We start from the raw sequence: 21,371 nt of genomic DNA on the forward strand, positions 1-21,371 counted from the left end.
CTCCGGGGCAGGTGGCAATGCGGGTGCGCGGATCGGTGGGGGCGGTGATGAAGCCGAGGGCGGACGCGGAGGCTTGGAGGGGAGGGCAGGCGGATGCGGTGAGGCCGAGGAAAAGCAGGGTGCGGCCTGGGGCCAGGCGGATTTCGGTCGAGTCCAGATCTGAGGCCCGGGCGGCGAGGTCGATGAGGTTCTGGGCCGGCATGCTTCCGAAGGGCAGGCCGATGCCGAGGGCTTGACCTTCGCGTAGGTCAAAGAGGCCGATCGGTGAGCGATGGCGCTCTAAGGCGCCCCCCTCTGTCCTGCCGGACATGTCCGGCAGGACAGAGGGGGGCGCGAAGGAATGCCAGCCTGCGAGAGAAGCCAATTGCCGCTCCGACAAATCCCGTGTGTGCGCCTCGCGACCTTTCTCGGCGACCATCCTGAGCGCTGCGAGGGCGATGTCGCGTGCGGCGTCCGCATCGACTGTCGCGAGCGGTCTTGCATCGTGCGCGTCGCCCGCAACGGACATGCCCCATTTCACGCCAGCAGCAGTGTGCACTGCCTTCAACCGCACATCAGCTGTCACTGCGTCCAACGTCAACTGCCCGCCGCCGTCGACGACCACGGACACCTTCGGCCCCAACCGTCGAGTCAGCCCGGCCTCTTCAACCGCCGCCCTGATCCGTTCCGCCAGCGGGCGCGGATCTGCAATCTCCTGGGGGTCGATACCCGCGAGCGGCCCGGTCTCCACCGGCACGCCCGTCCGCACCGCAATGCCCAGCGCATCCACTTCCGCCGCCAGCAGCCCAGCGCTGTATGCGGTCAGGCCGCGGATCTGCAGGCTACCGCGAGCGGTCACTTCCATGATGCCGTTGCCGTGGCGCAAGGCGGATTCGCAGAGACCGATCAGCGACTTGGGCGCAAGCCCTCCAGCAACCGGATTGAGCCGCACCAGCAGGCCGTCGCCGGTCTGCATCGGTGCGGACAAAGCAGGGCAGGCGCCGCGGCGCGAGAAGGCGTTCATGCCGCCACCCCGCTTGCCTGCGCCTCGGCGATCAAGGCCGTGAGATCGTCGTCGATGGAATTCCTGAGCGGATGCCAGAGACCGCGCCGTCGCGCAGCCAGGAATCGCTCAGCGATGACCTTCGCGGCGGCGGGATTTTCGCGCAGCAAGAAGGCTCGGACTTCCGCGTCGCCGATATAGGCGTCGTGCACCGCCTCGATCAGCGCGCCCGATATGGCATGCGTGGTCTCGGCGAAGCCGACCAGGCGGTCGACCGTCTCGGCGAATTCCGAGGCGCCGCGGGGGCCGTGGCGCATCTGCCCGGCAATGAAGCGCGGATTGACGGCGCGGGCCCGCACCACGCGTGACACGGCTTCGCCGACCGATCGCGGCCTCGGCTTCTTAGGGTCAGTCGTGTCGAGCACGATGACATCGGCATTCCTGCCAAGCGCGGCAAGTGCGGCCGAAAACCCGCCGATGAAGGCGACATCGGCCGAACCTTCGAGGATGTCGCGGCCCGGGTCGTCGCCGGTGTGGACAAGCAGGTCCGCGTCGGCGATGCGGCCCTCGAAGACGCCGGGCGCGGAGATGGCCTCACCGTCGGCGCCGCCATAGGCATGCGAGGTTGCTTCGAGATAGGCGCGGCCGATCTCTTCGCGCGCGCTCCATTCGCCGCGCGACAGCAATTCCTCTACCCCGGCGCCGTAAGTGCCGGGCGAGGTGCCGAAAATGCGCGGACCGATTTTGCCTTGGGCACGGGCCGCGGCGGCAAGCGGATTTTCCGAATCGTCCTCGTCGCGACCGGCGACGGCGCTGGCAGCGGCGTCGATCAGCCCGATCTGGGTCGGGAACATATCGCGAAACAGGCCGGAGATGCGCCAGGTGACGTCGACGCGCGGGCGGCCGAGGGCGGCCGGCGGCATCACCTCGATGCCGGTGACGCGGCCCGTTGCGGCATCCCATTGCGGCCGGCAGCCCATCAGCGCCAGGCCTTGCGCGATCTCCTCGCCGCCGGTGCGCAACGAGGCGGAGCCCCAGAGGTCGATGACCAACGAGCGCGGCCAGTCGCCATGGCTCTGCATGTAGCTGCGCACGACTTCTTCCGCCGCCGCCTGCCCGAGATCATAGGCCGTCGACGTCGGCATGGTGCGCGGATCTGAGGTGAAAAGGTTGCGGCCGGTGGGCAGGACATCGGAACGAACGCGCGCCGGCGCGCCTGCCGGTCCGGCCTTGATGTGACGGCCGTCGAGCGCAGCGAGCAGGGCGTTTTTTTCGGTCTCGACGCTTTGGCGGCGCAGCGGATCGGCTTCGTCATCGGGCGCGCGGCCATAGACATGCAGCCCGTCCTTGACGGCAAAATCCTTGAGGTCGCACAGCCACGCGTCGATGCGGCGCAGCGCCTCGTCCGGCGCATCGGTTCCGGCAACTCCGGCTTCAGAAGCAAGGCCTGTCTTCTGCGCCGTTTCGACGATCAGCCTTGCAAGTCGGTCACGGCGGCGGCGGTCGAGCCCGTCGGCTTGTGCGTATTCGTCGACCAGCCGCTCAAGCCTCTGTTGCGCCTCGTCGAGCCCGGCGCCGGTCAGCGGCGGCGGCAGGTGACCGAGCGTGACGGCCGAGATGCGGCGCTTGGCCTGCGCCGCCTCGCCGGGATTGGAGACGATGAAAGGATAGATGACGGGCAGAGAGCCGGTGACGATCTCAGGGAAGCAGTTGTCGGAGAGCGCGACCGTCTTGCCGGGAAGCCATTCGAGCGTGCCATGCGCGCCGACATGGACGATGGCGTGGACGCCGAGCGACTTTTGCAACCACAGGCCGAAGGCGATCAGCTCGTGGCGCGGGGGAAGGGTCGGGTCATGGTAGTCAGCGCGGCGGTCTGCGGAGCGACCACGGTGGGGGGCCAGCGCCACGGTGACGTTGCCGAAGGCGGCGGCGCGGAAGGGGAAGCTTGCGGAAGGAGGCGCTTGAACACCCCCCTCTGTCCTGCCGGACATCTCCCCCTCAAGGGGGGAGATTGGCAGTTTCGCTGACGGCGCTTCTCCTCCAGCGTTGATGATTGGCGAAAGCATCGATGCAGGCGCAATCTCCCCCCTAGAGGGGGAGATGTCCGGCAGGACAGAGGGGGGCGCATTGACGTGAGCTTTGCCGTTGGCTCTTCCCCATGCTGCCTCAACCGTGTCGCGTGCACCTTCGGGAAGCGCTGCCGAAAAGGCGAGATATTCCTGTAAGGTGAGACCAAGTCCACCCACCTCCAACACATCCAGCAATCCGCGCGGCGATTGCGGAATCCCATCAACCGCATAGCCCTGTTCCTTGAGGTCGTGCAGCATGGCGAGCACACTCGACGGCACATCCAGGCCGACAGCATAGCCGGTGCGTCCGGGCGCGCTTGGATAATCCGGAATCAGGATCGCCAGCTTGCGTTCCGCCCGCTGCGTCCGTTGAAGGCGGAGGAAGGCGGCGATGCGGGCGGCGACCTGCGCGACGCGATCCGCCTCGGGACGGTTGGCGAAGGCGCGGAAGGCCAGCGCCGGATCGGTGTCAATCTCGCCCTTGAAGGAGATCGCGCCGGCGAGGATACGGCCATCGAGCTCGGGCAGCACGACATGCATGGCAAGGTCGGCGGGCGCCAGGCCGCGCTGGTTTTTCTCCCAGACTTCGCGCCGCGTCGTGGCGACGATGACCTGGAACACGGGCACGCCGGCACGGTCGAAGAGCGTTTCGGCACCCGGCTCGGCACCGGAGGCGAAGGCGGTTGCAGTGACGATGGCGGACGGGTTCAACGAGGTGATGGCGGTTTCGACGAAAGCCAGCGATACCGGGTCCTTGAGGCTCGAAACGAAGATCGGCACGGGCATGATGCCCTGCGACCGCAACGCCTCCGTCAGGGCATCGATTGGGGCGACGTCGGCGGCGAGCAGCATCGAACGGTAGAAGAGGATGGGGATGACGGGGGCACCGACGCTGTCGATGTTGAGCTCTGTCACACCCCCCTCTGTCCGGCAGGACAGAGGGGGGTGTGAAGGACCGCCGACATCGATGATCTCAGGCTCCTCTACAACCCCCAATCCAGCCTGGTAATACCCCGCCTTCGGCACGCTCACCGGCTCGGCCACGGCCGTATCCGACCCGGCGAGTCTTGCCAGTCTTTGCACCAGCGCGCTCATGTTCGCTGGGCCGCCTTCGCGGAAATAGCCGAGCAGGGCGTCGAGTTCGGCGCGCGGCAGGGTCGAGCCTTCGATCAGCCGCAGATCCTCGTCGTGGCTTTCGCCCGGCAGCAGCGCCAGTTTGATATTTCGCTCGCGCGCAACCGCTGCGAGCTGGTCGCAGCCGTAGCGCCACCAGTCGTAGCCGCCGAGAATGCGGACCAGGACGACCCTGGCATGGCGCGCGACGCTGTCGATCCAGAGATCGACCGACATCGGATGGCGGAGATCGCGAAGTGCTGCCAGCCGCATCGACGGCAGCCGCGCGGCGTCGGCCTTCCACGCAGCGGCGAGGCCGGCGAGATCGCTGTCGGTGAAGGACAGGGCCACGACATCCGCAGGCGTCTGCCTGAGGTCGATCGGCTCGGCGAGATCGTCGAGCGAGGCGGATGTCGTGGTGAGGATGTGCATCGCGGTTCGGTCTTGCCTCAGCCGGCGAGGATACGCTCGATCGCCGGGCGGTTCAGCCCTTTGAGGCCGATGACGACGAGCCGCGATCGGCGGTCGTCGTTCGACGTCCAGGCGCGGTCGTAATAGTGGTTGACGCGCGGGCCGACGGCCTGGAGCAGCAGCCGCATCGGCTTGCCACCCACCTCGACAAAGCCTTTGACGCGCAGAACGTTTTCCTGCTCGGCGGCGAGAGCGACGCGCTTTGCCAGCTCATCCGGACTGGCGATGGACGGGATATCGAGGACGAAGGAGTCGAAATCGTCATGCTCATGGTCGAGCTCGTCATCGTGATGGGTCTTGCGGTTCTCGATGTCGTCTTCGACGGCGAGGCCAAGACCGAGCAGCACCGACGGGTCGACCTTGCCCTGTGCGGTCGGTACGACCTTGACCGCGCGCGCCACGTGCTCGCCGATGACGGCGTTGGCGCGCTCCGAGCCGGCCGCGTCCATCAGATCGCTCTTCGACAGGATGATCAGGTCGGCGCAAGCGATCTGGTCCTCGAACACCTCTTCGACTGGATCATCGTGGTCGAGGGAATCGTCGGCGGCGCGCTGCGCCTGCAGGGCGTCCATATCGGCGGCGACGCGGCCGTCGGCCAGCGCCGGACCGTCGACCACGGCGATGACGCCATCGACCGTCACGCGGCTCTTCACCGTCGGCCACTGGAAGGCCTGGACGAGCGGCTTCGGCAAAGCGAGGCCGGAGGTTTCGATCAGGATGTGGTCGACTTTCGGCGTGCGCGACAGGATCTGGTCGAGCGCCGGCACGAAGTCGTCGGCGACGGTGCAGCAGATGCAGCCATTGGCCAGTTCGACGATGTTTTCCTCCGGACAGGTGTCGACGCCGCAGCCTTTCAGGATCTCGCCGTCGATGCCGACATCGCCGAATTCGTTGACGATGATCGCCAGCCGCTTGCCCTTGGCGTTTTCGAGCAGGTTGCGGATCAGCGTGGTCTTGCCGGCGCCGAGAAAGCCGGTGACGACAGTGCAGGGAACACGGGAGAGGGATGCGGTCATGTCAGTCCTTCAGCAGGTCGAGGGGAGGGATGCGGGCAACCAGGCCGCGCTTGAGGGAATCGGGCCGGCCTCGCCACGGGATGAGGCCGTCGGTCGAGGTGGCAAAGAGCTTTGCGCCGGTGACGAGGTCGGCGCCGCTGGTCGTTTCCAGGTCACCGAAGACATAGCTCCAGCAGCCGTCGCGCAGCAGCGCCGCGCTCAGGCGGCGTTTGCAATTGCCGAGACACTCGACGGTGCGGATGCGGATTTTCTCGTCCGGCGCGGCGCGGCGCGCGTCTTCGGCAAGGAGGGCGCCGGCACGCGGATGCGCGTCCGAACCGGTCTCATCTCGGCAGGAGGAGCAGACGATGACGGTCACTTCCGATAGCGCGTCGCGGGGTTCGGACGAAATGTCCGCGGTATTAGCCGGAAAACTGACGTTGCGATCCAAAACCAGGCTCCTTGCCCGGAAAACCCGCCGAGCGATCGGATTCTCATGTCTCAGACGGCAGGTCTCCTGGCTCGCGGGTCGTCGCCTTGCGCCGCCTTCCCGGGAACATCCCAGTGGTTTTCGGCTGAGGCTCGTCGCTCACAGTTGCGGGGACAGCCGCGGATTTGGGTTTTCCCGCACCGCATTCCCTCTTGGCTCCTCCCCTTGCCGGGAGGAGACCGTCTGCGGCGGATTTAGGCTTAGAGGTGCTGGCATGTCAACGCGCGGCTACGACACCGAAATGTCGGCCAACGCCGGCCCAAGGTCGCCGGCCGGCGTCACCTCGATGGTTTCCAAGCCGAGCCATGCCTGCATCTGTTTCAACTCATCGAAGAGCTGTGCGGCCGTTTCGGCGGGAGCGCCGGCTTCGGCAAAAGCCGCATGGACGCGCAGCACGCCGGCCGGGCGGTCAGCTCTCAGATCGACCCGGGCAACGATCCGGTCGCCGAGCAGGAAAGGCAGCACGTAGTAGCCGTACTGGCGCTTCTCGGCCGGCGTGTAGATCTCGATGCGGTAGCGGAAGCCGAAGAGTTTTTCCGTCCGGGTGCGTTCGAATACCACCGGATCGAAGGGCGCGAGCAGGGCGCGGGCCTCGATCCGGCGCGGAAAGCGGGCGTCCTTGTGGAGATAGGCGGGCTTGTCCCAGCCTTCGACCTTCACCAGCAGCAGTTCGCCCATCTCGACCAGTTCCTCGATCCTGGCTCTCGTATCGCCAGGCGCCAGGCGGAAATAGTCACGCAGATCGCCATAGGTTGCGATGCCATGGGCGCGGGCGGAAATGCGCAGCAATTGGCGATGCGCGTCCTCGACCGAGGGCACCGGCAGGTCGAGGATGGCCTGCGGCAGAACCCGCTCGGGCAGGTCGTAATAGCGCTCGAATCCTCGCCGGTAGGCGGTGGTGATGCGCCCGGCCCAGAACAGCCATTCGAAAGCGTGCTTGGCCTCGCTCCAGCCCCACCATCCGCCATTGCCCTTGTGGCCTTCGATGTCGGAGGCGGCGATCGGCCCGCGTTGCGCGACTTGCCCGTAGATCTCCTCGATCATCGCCTTGCGCTCGCGGCCCCATTTGGCGAGGCCGAGATACATTTCCTCGCCTTTCTCGGCCCGCTGCATGCGCCAGCGCATCAACGGATAGGTCTCGACGGGCAGGAAGGAAGCCTCATGGGCCCAGTATTCGAAGACGGTTCGCTTGCGGGTGACGGCCGCGTTGTCGAGCAGCGCAAGCGGGTAGGGGCCGAGGCGCGAATAGAGCGGCATATAGTGGGCGCGCACCACGGCGCTGACGGAATCGATCTGCAGCAGGCCAGTTCGGGAAAGCACGCGGGCGAGATGGCGACGATCGGGCGTGCCGGCAGGCCGCGCATCGGTGAAACCCTGCGCGCCGAGCGCAATGCGCCTTGCTGCGGCGAGCGAGATCTTTTCCTTCATCCCTACCGATCCTTTGCCGGGGTTTCCAGTCGGTGATTCCGGCCATGCTAGCAGGCAAATGGCGGGAGATATGTCAGGATAGAAAAGTGGAGTAAAACATGAAGGAAATCAAACAGGAGCGGATCGGACCAGTTTCTTCCGATATGGCGTCCAGGGCCGGATTTTGAACAAGGTTTGACTTGCGTCGCCGAAACCGCTGCGCTAACCCTCGCCGCGTCGCAGCATAGGCCACCTAAAACGGTTCAGCGGGTTAAACTGTCACGCTTCCGCCTTAGAGTCCGTTGCTGTAATCAAAGTGAACTGGCCGCCGAAGGAAAGTCGCCGCATGAGCGCACTCCTAAGTTCGTATCTGCCCATCGTGCTCTTCATCGCAGTGGCGATGGTCGTCGGCCTGGCGCTGATCGTTGCGCCGTTCCTGGTTGCCTACCGCAATCCCGATCCGGAAAAGCTTTCCGCCTATGAATGCGGGTTCAACTCATTCGACGACGCCCGCATGAAGTTCGACATCCGCTTCTACCTGGTGTCGATCCTGTTCATCATCTTCGATCTCGAGGTCGCCTTCCTGTTCCCGTGGGCGGTGTCCTTCTCCAAGCTCGGCATGCTCGGCTTCTGGTCGATGATGGTGTTCCTGGCGGTGCTGACCATCGGCTTTGCCTATGAATGGAAAAAAGGAGCGCTAGAATGGGATTGAACGACAGTTCAGGCACCCTCGTCGCGCCGAAGCCCAAGGGCATCATCGATCCCAACACCGGCAGGCCGGTGGGGGAGGACGATCCCTTCTTCCTCGAGATCAATAATGAGCTGGCCGACAAGGGCTTCCTTGTCACCTCGACCGAGGCGCTGATCACTTGGGCGCGCAGCGGCTCGCTGATGTTCATGACCTTCGGTCTCGCCTGCTGCGCGGTCGAGATGATCCACACCTCGATGCCGCGCTATGACTCAGAGAGGTTCGGCGTCGCGCCGCGCGCGTCTCCGCGCCAGTCCGATATCATGATCGTCGCGGGCACACTGACCAACAAGATGGCGCCGGCGCTGCGCAAGGTCTACGACCAGATGCCGGAGCCGCGCTACGTCATCTCGATGGGTTCGTGCGCCAATGGCGGCGGCTACTATCACTATTCCTATTCGGTGGTGCGCGGCTGCGACCGCATCGTGCCGGTCGACATCTATGTCCCCGGCTGCCCGCCGAGCGCCGAAGCGCTGCTCTACGGCATTCTCCTGTTGCAGAAGAAGATCCGCCGCACCGGCACGATCGAACGGTGAACCAATGGCCTTGGCGTTGCACGAACTCTCCACCTATCTCGGCGAGAAGCTCTCCGGCCGCATCGGCGAAACGGTGCTTGCTTATGGCGAACTGACGGTTTGCGTCGAGCCGGGCAACCTGACCGAGGTCGCGACCTTCCTGCGCGATGACCCGCACTGCCAGTTCGTCTCGATCATCGACATTTGCGGCGCCGACTATCCGTCGCGTGCCAAGCGCTTCGACGTTGTCTACCACCTGTTGTCGCCGAAGCAGAACGTCCGCATCCGCCTCAAGGTCCAGGCCGACGAGGAGACGCTGGTGCCGTCGCTGACCGGCGTCTATCCCGGCGCCGACTGGTTCGAGCGCGAGACCTATGATCTTTACGGCGTGCTGTTCTCGGGCCATCCGGACCTGCGCCGCATCCTCACCGACTACGGCTTCGAGGGGCATCCGCTGCGCAAGGATTTCCCGCTGACCGGCTTCGTCGAGGTTCGCTACGACGACGAGGCCAAGCGAGTCATCTATGAGCCGGTGGAATTGAAGCAGGAATTTAGAAACTTTGACTTTTTGAGCCCATGGGAAGGAACGGATTACGTCCTTCCGGGCGATGAAAAGGCGAAGCCAAATTGAGGCGCCACAATGGCTGAAACCTCCGTCCGCAATTTCAACATTAACTTTGGGCCTCAACACCCTGCTGCGCACGGCGTTTTGCGTCTCGTGCTGGAGCTGGACGGCGAGGTGGTCGATCGCGTCGATCCGCATATCGGCTTGCTGCATCGCGGTACCGAGAAGCTGATCGAGGCCAAGACCTATCTGCAGGCGGTGCCCTATCTCGACCGGCTCGACTATTGCGCGCCGATGAACCAGGAGCATGCCTTCGCGCTCGCGGCCGAGCGCCTGCTCGGCATCGAGGTGCCGAAGCGCGGCCAGCTGATCCGCGTGCTCTATTCCGAAATGGGCCGCATCATGTCGCACATCCTCAATGTGACGACGCAGGCGATGGACGTCGGCGCGCTGACGCCGCCTCTGTGGGGCTTCGTCGAGCGCGAGAAGCTGATGGTGTTTTATGAGCGCGCCTCCGGCTCGCGCATGCATGCGGCCTACTTCCGGCCAGGCGGCGTGCATCAGGACCTGCCGCAGAAGCTGATCGAGGATATCGGCAAGTGGATCGATCCGTTCCTGAAGTCGGTCGACGACCTTGACGCCTTGCTCACCGGCAACCGCATCTTCAAGCAGCGCAATGTCGACATCGGCACGGTGTCGCTCGCCGACGCCTGGGCCTGGGGTTTTTCGGGCGTGATGGTGCGCGGCTCGGGTGCCGCCTGGGACCTGCGCAAGGCGCAGCCCTATGAATGCTATTCCGAGATGGATTTCGACATCCCGATCGGCAAGAACGGCGACTGCTACGACCGTTATCTCGTGCGCATGGAAGAGATGCGCCAGTCGGCGAAGATCATGCGCCAGTGCGTCGATCTGCTGCTCGGCAAGGAAAGCGGTGGCCCGGTATCGAACCTCGACGGCAAGGTGGTGCCGCCGAAGCGCGCGGCGATGAAGCGCTCGATGGAAGCGCTCATCCATCACTTCAAACTCTACACCGAGGGCTACCGCGTGCCGGCCGGCGAGGTCTATGCGGCTGTCGAGGCGCCGAAGGGCGAGTTCGGCGTCTATCTCGTCTCCGACGGCACCAACAAGCCCTATCGCTGCAAGCTGCGCGCGCCGGGTTTTGCGCATCTGCAGGCCATGGATTTCCTGTGCCGCGGCCACATGCTGGCCGACGTCACCGCCGTGCTTGGCTCCCTCGACATCGTGTTTGGTGAGGTCGATCGCTAAATGTCAGTCCGCCGTCTCGCAGATGCCAGCGTCCAGCCAGCCTCCTTCGCCTTCAACGAGGCGAACGCCGCGGCGGCGCAGCAGTGGATCGCCAAATACCCGAAGGGACGCGAGCAGTCGGCCATCATCCCATTGCTCATGATCGCTCAGGAACAGGAAGGCTGGGTAACGAAGGCGGCGATCGAGACGATCTCGGATATGCTCGGCATGCCGCGCATCCGCGGCCTCGAGGTGGCCACCTTCTACACGCAATACCAGCTCAATCCGGTCGGCACCCGCGCCCATATCCAGGTCTGCGGCACCACGCCCTGCATGCTGCGCGGCTCGGAAGCGCTGATGGATGTGTGCCGCTCGAAGATCCATCACGACCAGTTCCATACCAACGACAAGGGTACGCTGTCGTGGGAGGAGGTCGAATGCCTCGGCGCCTGCGTCAACGCGCCGATGGTCATGATCTTCAAGGACACGTTCGAAGACCTGACGCCTGAGCGCCTTGCCGAGATCATCGATCTCTATGAAGCCGGCAAAGGCGCCGAGGTGAAGCCCGGTCCGCAGAACGGCCGCACCGGTTCGGAGCCGGCCACGGGCCTGACGACGCTGAAGAGCGAGAAGGCAATCCTGAAATCCACCCGCGACAAGGAAGCCAAGGCCGCCGCGAAGGCAGCCAGACAAGCCGCTGCCGCAGCGCCCGCTGCTGCATCCGCCGCCGTCGTCTCGCAGGCGCCTGCCGCGCCGCCCTCGGCCCCTGTCGGGCCATCGAAATCCGGCAAGCCGAAAACCGACGCGCCCGAAACCAGTCCGGCACTAAGGACACCGTCGCCGGTCAAGGTTTCGCCCGCCACCGAGAAGGCGGCCAGCGTCAGGGCGCCGCGCCACTCCGCAGCCAATGCCAACCAGGCTTCTCCGGAAGTCGAGGCGGTTTCGAAGCCGCGCAGCGGGCCGAAGGCCAAGGCCGAGCCGGCGTCCGCCTTCAAGTCGCCGGAAGCGAAGCAGCCTGCGACCAAGACGGCCAAGCCTTCGCTCGAGGACAAGAACCGCCCGGCCGGGATCGCGCGTCCGGCAACGGTCGACGATCTGAAGCTGATCTCCGGTGTCGGTCCGAAGATCGAAGGCGTCCTGCATTCGCTTGGCATTTATACTTTCGCGCAGGTCTCTGCGTGGAGGAAGGCCGAGCGCGAATGGGTCGACGGCTATCTCAATTTCCGCGGCCGTATCGAGCGCGACGACTGGGCGAAGCAGGCCAAGGCGCTCGCCAAGGGCGGCGTCGCCGAGTACATCCGCGTCTTCGGCAAGAAGCCGGTCTGAGGGACGAACAATGCTTCAGGACAAAGACCGCATCTTCACCAACATCTACGGCCTGTTCGACAAGTCGCTGGCCGGAGCGCAGGCGCGCGGCATGTGGGACGATACACCCGGCCTGATCGCCAAGGGACGCGACTGGATCATCAACGAAATGAAGGCAAGCGGCCTGCGCGGCCGTGGCGGCGCCGGCTTCCCGACCGGCCTGAAATGGTCGTTCATGCCCAAGCAGAGCGATGGCCGGCCGAGCTATCTCGTCATCAATGCCGACGAATCCGAGCCCGGCACCTGCAAGGACCGTGACATTCTGCGCAACGATCCGCATACGCTGGTCGAGGGCGCGCTGGTCGCCGGTTTCGCCATGGGCGCGGTCGCTGCTTACATCTATGTGCGCGGCGAGTTCATCCGCGAGCGCGAGGCGCTGCAGCGCGCCATCGACGAGGCTTATGCGGCCAAGCTCATTGGCAAGAACAACACCTCCGGCTACGACTTCGACGTCTATATGCACCACGGCGCCGGCGCCTATATTTGCGGCGAGGAGACGGCGCTGCTCGAAAGCCTCGAGGGCAAGAAGGGCCAGCCGCGACTGAAGCCGCCATTCCCGGCCAATGTCGGCCTTTATGGCTGCCCGACCACGGTCAACAACGTCGAATCCATCGCGGTGGCGCCGACGATCCTGCGCCGGGGTGCTGCCTGGTTCTCGTCCTTCGGCCGGCCGAACAATGCCGGCACCAAGCTCTTCTGCGTGTCCGGGCACGTCAACAATCCGTGCACCTTCGAAGAGGCGATGTCGATCCCGTTCCGCGAACTGATCGAGACGCATTGCGGCGGCATTCGCGGCGGCTGGGACAATCTGCTCGCGGTCATCCCGGGCGGCGCTTCGGTGCCGCTGGTGCCGGCCGAGCAGATCATCGACGCGCCGATGGATTTCGATGCATTGCGCGACCTCAAATCCGGCCTCGGCACTGCGGCTGTCATCGTCATGGACAAGTCGACCGATATCGTGAAGGCGATCGCCAGGCTTTCCTACTTCTACAAGCATGAGAGCTGCGGCCAGTGCACGCCGTGCCGCGAAGGCACCGGCTGGATGTGGCGGGTGATGGAACGGCTGGTGCGCGGCGAAGCGCAGAAGCGCGAGATCGACATGCTGCTCGATGTCACCAAGCAGGTGGAAGGTCACACGATCTGCGCGCTGGGCGATGCCGCGGCCTGGCCGATCCAGGGCCTGATGCGGCATTTCCGTGGCGAGGTGGAGCGCCGCATCGACGAGTTTTCGCGCAACGCGCACCGGGTCGAGCCGGTGATGGCGGCGGCGGAATAGATTTGCAAGACGGGCATTGCCCGGGACGGAAAAACAGGGGCGGGGGCGTACGAAGAAACGACCAGGAGATGTCTATGGCGCCGTATTCGATAGCCTACCCGCTGATGCCTTATTTGGACGAACTCGAGAAGATGAACCAGGACCTGACCAAGATGATGCCGAGGGAGATGGCCAGCGCCGTCAACCTGATGGCGCATCCTGTCGCGGGCGTGGCTGCACTATCGGCGGTAGGCATCGGGTTTGCCAACCATGCCCTGGGTGTCTGGATGGGCGCGCTCTCCGGCGCCGTCGAAGCCTCGCAGCGCATGCTCCAGCCATTCCTCGACGATCTCGAGGCGCGGACCGAGGCGGCCAACAATTCGTCCAAGGCGCGCAAAGCGACCGAGACGCTGATCGCCGAGGCGCAGACCTTCGCCAGGGATGTGACCGACATCGCGGCGAACGCCAGCGCTGAGAAGGCGCTCGACGCGAGAGGCGACACGGTAGCCGGAACGGCCGCGACCGGTCTGATGCCGGAAGATTTCAGGCAGCCCAAGGCGATCGACAAGCCGGCAAAGCCGTCCGACCTGAAGGCGATATCGGGCATCGGGCCGAAGCTGGAGAAGGTGCTGAATGGTCTTGGCATCTGGTCCTACGACCAGATCGCTGCCTGGACCTTGGAAGAGATCGCCTGGGTCGAGGATTACCTGTCGCTCGCCGGCCGCGTCGGCCGCGACGACTGGACTGGCCAAGCGGCGGCGCTGGCCGCCAAATAATGAGATGAAATGCCGGGCGCAGTCGCGCCCCGGAACGAAAGATTGCGGGAAATCCGCGAGGGTTTGAAGCGAATGGCAAAGCTCAAGGTCGACGGGAAAGAGATCACGGTACCCGACCATTACACGCTGCTGCAGGCGGCCGAGGACGCCGGCGCGGAAGTGCCGCGCTTCTGCTTCCATGAGCGGTTGTCCATCGCCGGCAATTGCCGCATGTGCCTGATCGAGGTGAAGGGTGGCCCGCCCAAGCCGCAGGCCTCCTGCGCCATGGGCGTGCGCGACCTGCGCCCCGGCCCGAATGGCGAAGCGCCGGAAATCTTCACCAACACGCCGATGGTCAAGAAGGCCCGCGAAGGCGTGATGGAGTTCCTGCTGATCAACCATCCGCTGGATTGCCCGATCTGCGACCAGGGCGGCGAGTGCGACCTGCAGGACCAGGCGATGGCCTTCGGCGTCGACTCCTCGCGCTACCATGAGAACAAGCGGGCGGTCGAAGACAAGTATATCGGTCCGCTGGTCAAGACGGTGATGAACCGCTGCATCCACTGCACGCGCTGTGTCCGCTTCACCACCGAGGTCGCCGGCATCTCCGAACTCGGCCTGATCGGCCGCGGCGAGGATGCCGAGATCACCACCTATCTCGAACAGGCGATGACCTCGGAGCTCCAGGGCAACGTCATCGACCTTTGCCCGGTCGGCGCGCTGACCTCCAAGCCGTTCGCCTTCCAGGCGCGGCCGTGGGAGCTGACCAAGACGGAGTCGATCGACGTCATGGACGCCGTCGGCTCGGCGATCCGCGTCGATAGCCGCGGCCGCGAGGTGATGCGCATCCTGCCGCGCGTCAACGAGGCCGTGAACGAGGAGTGGATCTCGGACAAGACGCGCTTCATCTGGGATGGCCTGCGCACCCAGCGCCTCGATCGTCCCTACGTTCGCAAGAACGGCAAGCTTGCTCCGGCAAGCTGGGCGGAAGCCTTCACGGCGATCAAGAACGAGGTGTCGAAGACCGCGCCCGAGCGCATCGGCGCCATCGCCGGCGACCTCGCCGCGGTCGAGGAAATCTATGCGCTCAAGCTTTTGATGGCAGCGCTCGGCTCCAAGAACATCGACTGCCGCCAGGACGGCGCTGCGCTCGATCCGTCGCTCGGCCGCGCGAGCTACATCTTCAATCCGACCATCGAAGGCATCGAGCAGGCCGACGCGGTGCTGATCGTCGGCGCCAATCCGCGCTTCGAGGCCTCGGTGCTCAACGCCCGCATCCGCAAGCGCTGGCGCGTCGGCAACATGCCGATCGGCGTCATCGGCGAGATCGGCGACACGCGCTATGACTACGAGCTCATCGGCGCCGGCCCAGAATCCTTGAAGGACTTGGCCGACGGCAACGGCAGGTTCTTCGAGGTGCTGAAGAATGCAGCGCATCCGCTGATTATCGTCGGCCAGGGCGCCCTGGCGCGCTCGGACGGCGCGGCAGTGCTCGGCCAGGCGGCAAGGCTGGCGATGGCCATCAATGCCGTCACGGCCGAGTGGAACGGCTTCGCGGTGCTGCACAACGCGGCGGCCAGAGTCGGCGGGCTCGACGTCGGCTTCGTGCCGGGCGAGGGCGGCAAGAATGTCGCCGGCATGCTGGGCGCGACGGATCTCCTGTTCCTGCTTGGCGCCGACGAGATCGACATGGCCAAGACCGGCGGCGCCTTCGTCGTCTATATCGGCACGCATGGCGATGTGGGCGCACACCGCGCCAATGTCATCCTGCCGGCTGCCGCCTACACCGAAAAGTCCGGCACCTATGTGAACACGGAAGGCCGCGTGCAGCAGACCAACCGCGCCGGTTTCGCCCCGGGCGAAGCGCGCGAGGACTGGGCGATCCTGCGGGCGCTGTCGGATGTGCTCGGCAAGAAGCTGCCGTTCGATTCGCTGGCGCAGCTGCGCGCGAAGCTCTATCGCGAATACCCCCATCTTGCCCGCGTCGATCATGTCGCGGCGGGCAGCGCCGACGGCGTTGCCAGGGCGGCGAAGCTCGGCGGACGCTTGAACAAGGGCACCTTCACCTCGCCGGTGAAGGACTTCTATCTCACCAACCCGATCGCGCGGGCCTCGGCCGTGATGGCTGAGTGCTCGGCGCTGGCCAAGAGCGGCTTCAAGCAGGCGGCGGAATAAGCATGGACACCTTCTTTTCCTTCTACGTGCTGCCGGCGCTGCTGATCCTGTTGAAGTCGGTCGTGCTGATCGTCGTTCTTTTGATCTTTGTGGCTTACGTGCTTTATGCCGACCGCAAGATCTGGGCTGCGGTGCAGCTGCGCCGCGGCCCGAACGTGGTCGGTCCCTGGGGCACGCTGCAGGCCTTCGCCGACCTTTTGAAATTCGTCTTCAAGGAGCCGGTGATCCCGTCGGGCGCCAACAAGGGCGTCTTCCTGCTGGCGCCACTGGTCTCAGCCGTGCTCGCGATCTCGGCCTGGGCGGTCATTCCGGTCAATCAAGGCTGGGCTATCGCTAACATCAATGTCGGCATCCTTTATGTTTTCGCCATCTCCTCGCTCGAGGTCTACGGCGTGATCATGGGCGGCTGGGCGTCGAACTCGAAATATCCGTTCCTCGGCGCGCTGCGCTCAGCCGCGCAGATGGTGTCCTACGAGGTGTCGATCGGCTTCGTCATCGTCACCGTGCTGCTTTGCGTCGGCTCGCTCAACCTCTCCGACATCGTGCTCTCGCAGCAGGATGGCCTCGGCACCAAGCTCGGCCTGCCCAACACCTTCCTCGACTGGCACTGGCTGTCGCTGTTCCCGATGTTCATCGTGTTCTTCATCTCGGCGCTGGCCGAGACGAACCGTCCGCCCTTCGATCTGGTGGAAGCGGAATCGGAACTCGTCGCCGGACACATGGTCGAATATTCGTCGACGCCGTTCCTGCTCTTCTTCCTGGGCGAGTACGTCGCCGTCGTCCTGATGTGCGCGCTGGCCACCATCCTGTTCCTCGGCGGCTGGCTGCCACCGTTCGACTTCGCGCCCTTCACCTGGGTGCCGGGCCTGATCTGGTTCGTGCTCAAGGTCTGCCTGGTGTTCTTCATGTTCTCGATGGTGAAGGCGTTTGTGCCGCGCTACCGCTATGATCAGCTGATGCGGCTAGGCTGGAAGGTCTTCCTGCCGATCTCGCTGTTCATGGTCGTCGCCACCGCGGCCTTCCTCAAGATCACGGGGTTTGCGTGATGTCCGCTCTTGCCCAAGCCGCAAAGGCCCTGTTGCTGAAGGATTTCGTCAGCGCCTTCTTCCTGTCGATGCGCCAGTTCGTTGCGCCGAAGGAGACGATCAACTATCCGCACGAGAAGGGACCGACCAGCCCGCGCTTCCGCGGCGAGCACGCGCTGCGCCGCTACCCCAATGGGGAGGAGCGCTGCATCGCCTGCAAGCTTTGCGAGGCGATCTGTCCGGCACAGGCGATCACCATCGAAGCCGGCCCGCGCCGCAACGACGGTACGCGGCGCACCGTACGCTACGATATCGACATGGTGAAGTGCATCTATTGCGGCTTCTGCCAGGAAGCCTGCCCGGTCGACGCCATCGTCGAGGGGCCGAATTTCGAATTCGCGACCGAGACGCGCGAGGAGCTTTACTACAACAAGGAAAAGCTGCTCGCGAACGGCGATCGCTGGGAGCGTGAGCTGGCGCGCAACATCGCGTTGGACGCGCCCTATCGCTGACATTTGACGTGGACGGGGCGAGGGCCTCGTCCAAAGGATGGTCCCCGAAAAGTTGCAGACTTTCGGACCAGATCATCCTCCGGAATGAAAAGAGTGTCGCATGTTTCTTTCGATCGGGTCTTTCAACCCGATCGGAACATGCGATAGGAACACGCAACTTTGCCAGCCGGAGGCGGCGGCGACATCGAGCAGGGGCGCTGAGCCAGTGTTCGGACAGGAACCCGAGGGAACCCCATGCTGAGTGGACTAGAGGCGGTCTTTTTCTACCTCTTCGCCTTTATCGCCGTGGCGTCGGCCTTCATGGTCATTTCGTCGCGCAACCCCGTGCATTCGGTGCTGTTCCTGATCCTCACCTTCTTCAATGCCGCTGGCCTGTTCATGCTGACCGGCGCCGAGTTCCTGGCGATGATCCTGCTCGTCGTCTATGTCGGCGCTGTGATGGTGCTGTTCCTGTTCGTCGTCATGATGCTCGACGTCGACTTCGCGGAGATGAAGCAGGGCGCGCTGCAATATGCGCCGATCGGCGCGCTGGTCGGGCTGATCCTGGCGGCGGAGCTGATCGTCGTGCTCGGCGGCTACAGCTTCGCGCCGCAGCTTGCCTCGACGGTGGCGAAGGCAACGCCGGACCTCGCCGCGCGCTCCAACACGGCGGCGCTCGGCGACATCCTCTACACGGACTATCTCTACTATTTCCAGATCGCCGGCCTCGTGCTTCTGGTCGCCATGATCGGAGCCATCGTGCTGACGCTGCGCCACAAGGAAGGCGTCAAGCGGCAGTCGATCGCCGCCCAGGTCGGCCGCACGCCGGCAACGGGCATGGAAATCCGCAAGGTCAAGTCGGGCGAGGGTATCTGAGATGGTCGTCGGCATCGCGCATTATCTGACCGTATCGGCGATCCTGTTCACGCTCGGCGTGTTCGGCATCTTTTTGAACCGCCGCAACATCATCGTCATCCTGATGTCGATCGAGCTGATCCTGCTCGCGGTCAACATCAACTTCGTCGCCTTCTCGGCGGCGCTGCATGACCTCGTAGGGCAGGTATTCGCCCTGTTCGTGCTGACGGTCGCCGCGGCGGAGGCCGCGATCGGACTTGCCATTCTTGTCGTCTTCTTCCGCAACCGCGGCTCGATAGCGGTCGAAGACGTGAACCAGATGAAGGGTTGACGGGAACAACCATGTACCAGGCCATCGTCTTCCTTCCGCTGCTCGGCTTCCTGATTGTCGGCCTGTTCGGCAATTCGCTCGGCGCCAAGGCATCCGAATACATCACTTCCGGCTTCCTGGTGATCGCGGCGGTGCTGTCGTGGATCGCCTTCTTCACCGTCGGCTTCGGCCATGGCGAAGTGTTCACCGTGCCGGTGCTGCGCTGGATCCAGGCGGGCGGGCTCGACGTCGCCTGGGCGCTCAGGATCGACACACTGACGGTGGTGATGCTGGTCGTCGTCAACACCGTGTCGGCGCTGGTCCATATCTATTCGATCGGCTACATGCACCACGATCCGAACCGGCCGCGCTTCTTCGCCTATCTGTCGCTGTTCACCTTCGCGATGCTGATGCTGGTGACGGCTGACAATCTGGTGCAGATGTTCTTCGGCTGGGAAGGCGTCGGCCTCGCCTCCTATCTGCTGATCGGCTTCTGGTACAAGAAGCCCTCCGCCAACGCCGCGGCGATCAAGGCCTTCGTCGTCAACCGCGTCGGCGACTTCGGCTTCGCGCTCGGCATCTTCGGCGTCTTCGTGCTGTTCGGCTCGGTCAATCTCGGCACAGTCTTTGCCAACGCAGCCTCCTTCCTTCCGACCGAAGGCGCGCCGGAGGGGGCCGCGGTGCTCACCTTCCTCGGCCATGCGCTCGACAAGCACACGGCGCTGACGGTAGTCTGCCTGCTGCTGTTCATGGGCGCCATGGGCAAGTCGGCGCAGGTGCCGCTGCACACCTGGCTGCCCGACGCCATGGAAGGCCCGACGCCCGTCTCGGCGCTGATCCATGCCGCGACGATGGTGACGGCCGGCGTGTTCATGCTGGCGAGGCTCTCGCCGCTGTTCGAGCTGTCGCATTCGGCGCTGACCGTCGTCACCTTCATCGGCGCCTTCACCGCCTTCTTCGCGGCCACTGTCGGCCTTGTCCAGAACGACATCAAGCGCGTCATCGCCTATTCGACCTGCTCGCAGCTCGGCTACATGTTCGTGGCGCTCGGCGTCGGCGCCTATGGCGCGGCGATCTTCCATCTGTTCACGCATGCCTTCTTCAAGGCGCTGCTCTTCCTCGGCTCGGGCTCGGTCATCCACGCCGTCTCCGACGAGCAGGACATGCGCCTGATGGGCGGGTTGAGGACGCTCATCCCCAAGACCTACTGGATGATGGTGATCGGCACCCTGGCGCTGACCGGCGTCGGGATCCCGGCGACGGTGATCGGCACCGCCGGCTTCTTCTCCAAGGACGCCATCATCGAAGCGTCCTTTGCCAGCCACAACGCGGTCGCGGGCTTTGCCTTCGTGCTGCTCGTGATCGCCGCCGCCTTCACAAGCTTCTATTCCTGGCGACTGATCTTCATGACCTTCCACGGCGAGCCGCGCGCCAGCCACGAGGTCATGCATCACGTGCATGAATCGCCGCCGGTGATGCTGGTGCCGCTCTACGTGCTGGCTGCCGGCGCGCTGTTTGCCGGTGTCATCTTCCACGGCGCCTTCATCGGCGAGGGCTATGCCGAGTTCTGGAAGGCCTCGCTGTTCACGCTGCCGGACAACCACATCCTGCACGAGATCCACGAATTGCCGTTGTGGGTGGAACTGGCTCCGTTCATCGCCATGGTCATCGGCTTTGCGGTCGCGTGGAAGTTCTACATCCGCTCGCCGGAACTGCCCCGGAGCGTCGCCGCCAACCATCGCCTGCTCTACGGCTTCCTGCTCAACAAATGGTATTTCGACGAGCTCTACGACTTCCTTTTCGTGCGGCCGGCGAAGCGCCTCGGCCGGTTCCTATGGAAGACGGGTGACGGCGCCATCATCGATGGGCTCGGCCCCGACGGCATCTCGGCGCGCGTCGTCGACGTCACCAACCGCGTCGTCAAATTGCAGACCGGCTACCTCTACCACTATGCCTTCGCCATGCTGATCGGCGTGGCCGCTCTCGTCACCTGGATGATGCTCTGATGACCGACTGGCCAATCCTCTCGCTGGTCACCTTCCTGCCGCTGGTTGGTGTTCTGCTCATTCTGCCGATCAGCGACGACAGCGAAAACGCGCGCCGCAACATCCGCTCGATCGCCTTCATCACGACGGCGTTCACCTTCGTGGTGTCGCTGTTCATCTGGAAGGGCTTCGATAATTCGCAGGCCGGCTTCCAGTTCGTCGAGAAGCACGCCTGGCTGGATTCGGGCATCTCCTACCATATGGGCGTCGACGGCATCTCGATGCTGTTCGTCATCCTGACCACCTTCCTGATGCCGCTCTGCATCCTGGCCTCGTGGGATGCGATCGAGAAGCGCGTCAAGGCCTACATGATCGCCTTCCTGATCCTCGAGACGCTGATGATCGGCGTGTTCTGCGCGCTCGACATTGTGCTCTTCTACGTCTTCTTCGAGGGTGGCCTGATCCCGATGTTCATCATCATCGGTGTCTGGGGCGGCAAGCGGCGCGTCTATGCCTCGTTCAAGTTCTTCCTTTATACGCTTGCCGGCTCGGTGC

Annotated in this window: 19 protein-coding genes and 1 riboswitch; of the genes, 14 read left to right on the plus strand and 5 right to left on the minus strand. The window is 64.5% G+C overall.

What is annotated here, in order from left to right:
- From cobG to EOA32_RS14550, 5 genes are all read right to left on the minus strand, one after another.
- Positions 1 to 1,003 (minus strand): precorrin-3B synthase (gene cobG, locus EOA32_RS14530; RefSeq protein WP_128372123.1); only part of this gene is annotated, 1,003 nt, incomplete at its 3' end.
- The gene (gene cobN, locus EOA32_RS14535; protein ID WP_128372124.1) at positions 1,000 to 4,596 is read right to left on the minus strand and encodes a cobaltochelatase subunit CobN; all 3,597 of its coding nucleotides are present in this window, start codon (positions 4,594 to 4,596) and stop codon (positions 1,000 to 1,002) included. The genes cobG and cobN, both read right to left, overlap by 4 nt.
- 17 nt (positions 4,597 to 4,613) lie before the next feature.
- Positions 4,614 to 5,651, minus strand: a complete 1,038-nt coding sequence (gene cobW / locus EOA32_RS14540; protein WP_095780850.1) for a cobalamin biosynthesis protein CobW — start codon at positions 5,649 to 5,651, stop codon at positions 4,614 to 4,616.
- A gap of 1 nt (position 5,652) precedes the next feature.
- Complete coding sequence (locus tag EOA32_RS14545) at positions 5,653 to 6,081, minus strand: DUF1636 family protein (protein WP_095779763.1); 429 nt, start codon at positions 6,079 to 6,081, stop codon at positions 5,653 to 5,655.
- A gap of 38 nt (positions 6,082 to 6,119) precedes the next feature.
- Positions 6,120 to 6,319: riboswitch (cobalamin riboswitch) on the minus strand.
- Between the two features lie 29 nt (positions 6,320 to 6,348).
- On the minus strand, positions 6,349 to 7,548 hold the full coding sequence (locus tag EOA32_RS14550; RefSeq protein ID WP_128372125.1) for a winged helix-turn-helix domain-containing protein: 1,200 nt from the start codon (positions 7,546 to 7,548) through the stop codon (positions 6,349 to 6,351).
- Between the two features lie 325 nt (positions 7,549 to 7,873).
- Between EOA32_RS14550 and EOA32_RS14555 the strand changes: the two genes are divergently transcribed.
- The 14 genes from EOA32_RS14555 to EOA32_RS14620 form a co-directional block, all read left to right on the plus strand.
- On the plus strand, positions 7,874 to 8,239 hold the full coding sequence (locus tag EOA32_RS14555) for an NADH-quinone oxidoreductase subunit A (RefSeq protein ID WP_027169002.1): 366 nt from the start codon (positions 7,874 to 7,876) through the stop codon (positions 8,237 to 8,239).
- The gene (locus EOA32_RS14560) at positions 8,230 to 8,811 is read left to right on the plus strand and encodes an NADH-quinone oxidoreductase subunit B (RefSeq protein WP_013531090.1); all 582 of its coding nucleotides are present in this window, start codon (positions 8,230 to 8,232) and stop codon (positions 8,809 to 8,811) included. Before EOA32_RS14555 ends, EOA32_RS14560 begins: the two co-directional genes overlap by 10 nt.
- Before the next feature lie 4 nt (positions 8,812 to 8,815).
- Positions 8,816 to 9,421 (plus strand): NADH-quinone oxidoreductase subunit C, encoded by a 606-nt coding sequence (locus tag EOA32_RS14565; RefSeq protein WP_128372126.1) that lies wholly within the window; start codon positions 8,816 to 8,818, stop codon positions 9,419 to 9,421.
- A gap of 9 nt (positions 9,422 to 9,430) precedes the next feature.
- Complete coding sequence (locus EOA32_RS14570; RefSeq protein WP_095779761.1) at positions 9,431 to 10,621, plus strand: NADH-quinone oxidoreductase subunit D; 1,191 nt, start codon at positions 9,431 to 9,433, stop codon at positions 10,619 to 10,621.
- The gene (locus EOA32_RS14575) at positions 10,622 to 11,926 is read left to right on the plus strand and encodes an NADH-quinone oxidoreductase subunit E (RefSeq protein ID WP_128372127.1); all 1,305 of its coding nucleotides are present in this window, start codon (positions 10,622 to 10,624) and stop codon (positions 11,924 to 11,926) included.
- A gap of 10 nt (positions 11,927 to 11,936) precedes the next feature.
- Positions 11,937 to 13,241, plus strand: coding sequence for an NADH-quinone oxidoreductase subunit NuoF (nuoF, locus tag EOA32_RS14580; RefSeq protein WP_066998771.1), 1,305 nt, complete (start codon positions 11,937 to 11,939; stop codon positions 13,239 to 13,241).
- 74 nt (positions 13,242 to 13,315) lie between these two features.
- Positions 13,316 to 13,996 (plus strand): NADH-ubiquinone dehydrogenase, encoded by a 681-nt coding sequence (locus tag EOA32_RS14585; protein WP_128372128.1) that lies wholly within the window; start codon positions 13,316 to 13,318, stop codon positions 13,994 to 13,996.
- Positions 13,997 to 14,068: 72 nt separating this feature from the next.
- A complete protein-coding gene (gene nuoG, locus EOA32_RS14590; protein WP_128372129.1) occupies positions 14,069 to 16,150 on the plus strand; it encodes an NADH-quinone oxidoreductase subunit NuoG in 2,082 nt (693 codons plus the stop codon).
- 2 nt (positions 16,151 to 16,152) lie between these two features.
- A complete protein-coding gene (gene nuoH / locus EOA32_RS14595) occupies positions 16,153 to 17,196 on the plus strand; it encodes an NADH-quinone oxidoreductase subunit NuoH (protein ID WP_066998780.1) in 1,044 nt (347 codons plus the stop codon).
- The gene (gene nuoI / locus EOA32_RS14600) at positions 17,196 to 17,687 is read left to right on the plus strand and encodes an NADH-quinone oxidoreductase subunit NuoI (protein WP_066998784.1); all 492 of its coding nucleotides are present in this window, start codon (positions 17,196 to 17,198) and stop codon (positions 17,685 to 17,687) included. The genes nuoH and nuoI overlap by 1 nt, the downstream gene beginning before the upstream one ends.
- Before the next feature lie 234 nt (positions 17,688 to 17,921).
- Positions 17,922 to 18,542 (plus strand): NADH-quinone oxidoreductase subunit J, encoded by a 621-nt coding sequence (locus EOA32_RS14605; RefSeq protein ID WP_066998787.1) that lies wholly within the window; start codon positions 17,922 to 17,924, stop codon positions 18,540 to 18,542.
- Position 18,543: 1 nt separating this feature from the next.
- Positions 18,544 to 18,852, plus strand: coding sequence for an NADH-quinone oxidoreductase subunit NuoK (gene nuoK / locus EOA32_RS14610; RefSeq protein WP_066998791.1), 309 nt, complete (start codon positions 18,544 to 18,546; stop codon positions 18,850 to 18,852).
- An 11-nt stretch (positions 18,853 to 18,863) separates the two neighbouring features.
- The gene (nuoL, locus tag EOA32_RS14615; RefSeq protein ID WP_128372130.1) at positions 18,864 to 20,837 is read left to right on the plus strand and encodes an NADH-quinone oxidoreductase subunit L; all 1,974 of its coding nucleotides are present in this window, start codon (positions 18,864 to 18,866) and stop codon (positions 20,835 to 20,837) included.
- The coding region (locus EOA32_RS14620) for a proton-conducting transporter membrane subunit (protein WP_281014097.1) at positions 20,837 to 21,371 on the plus strand (535 nt) is incomplete at its 3' end. The genes nuoL and EOA32_RS14620, both read left to right, overlap by 1 nt.

Origin of the sequence: Mesorhizobium sp. M1A.F.Ca.ET.072.01.1.1 (assembly GCF_004023325.1) — a bacterium.
Lineage (GTDB): Bacteria > Pseudomonadota > Alphaproteobacteria > Rhizobiales > Rhizobiaceae > Mesorhizobium.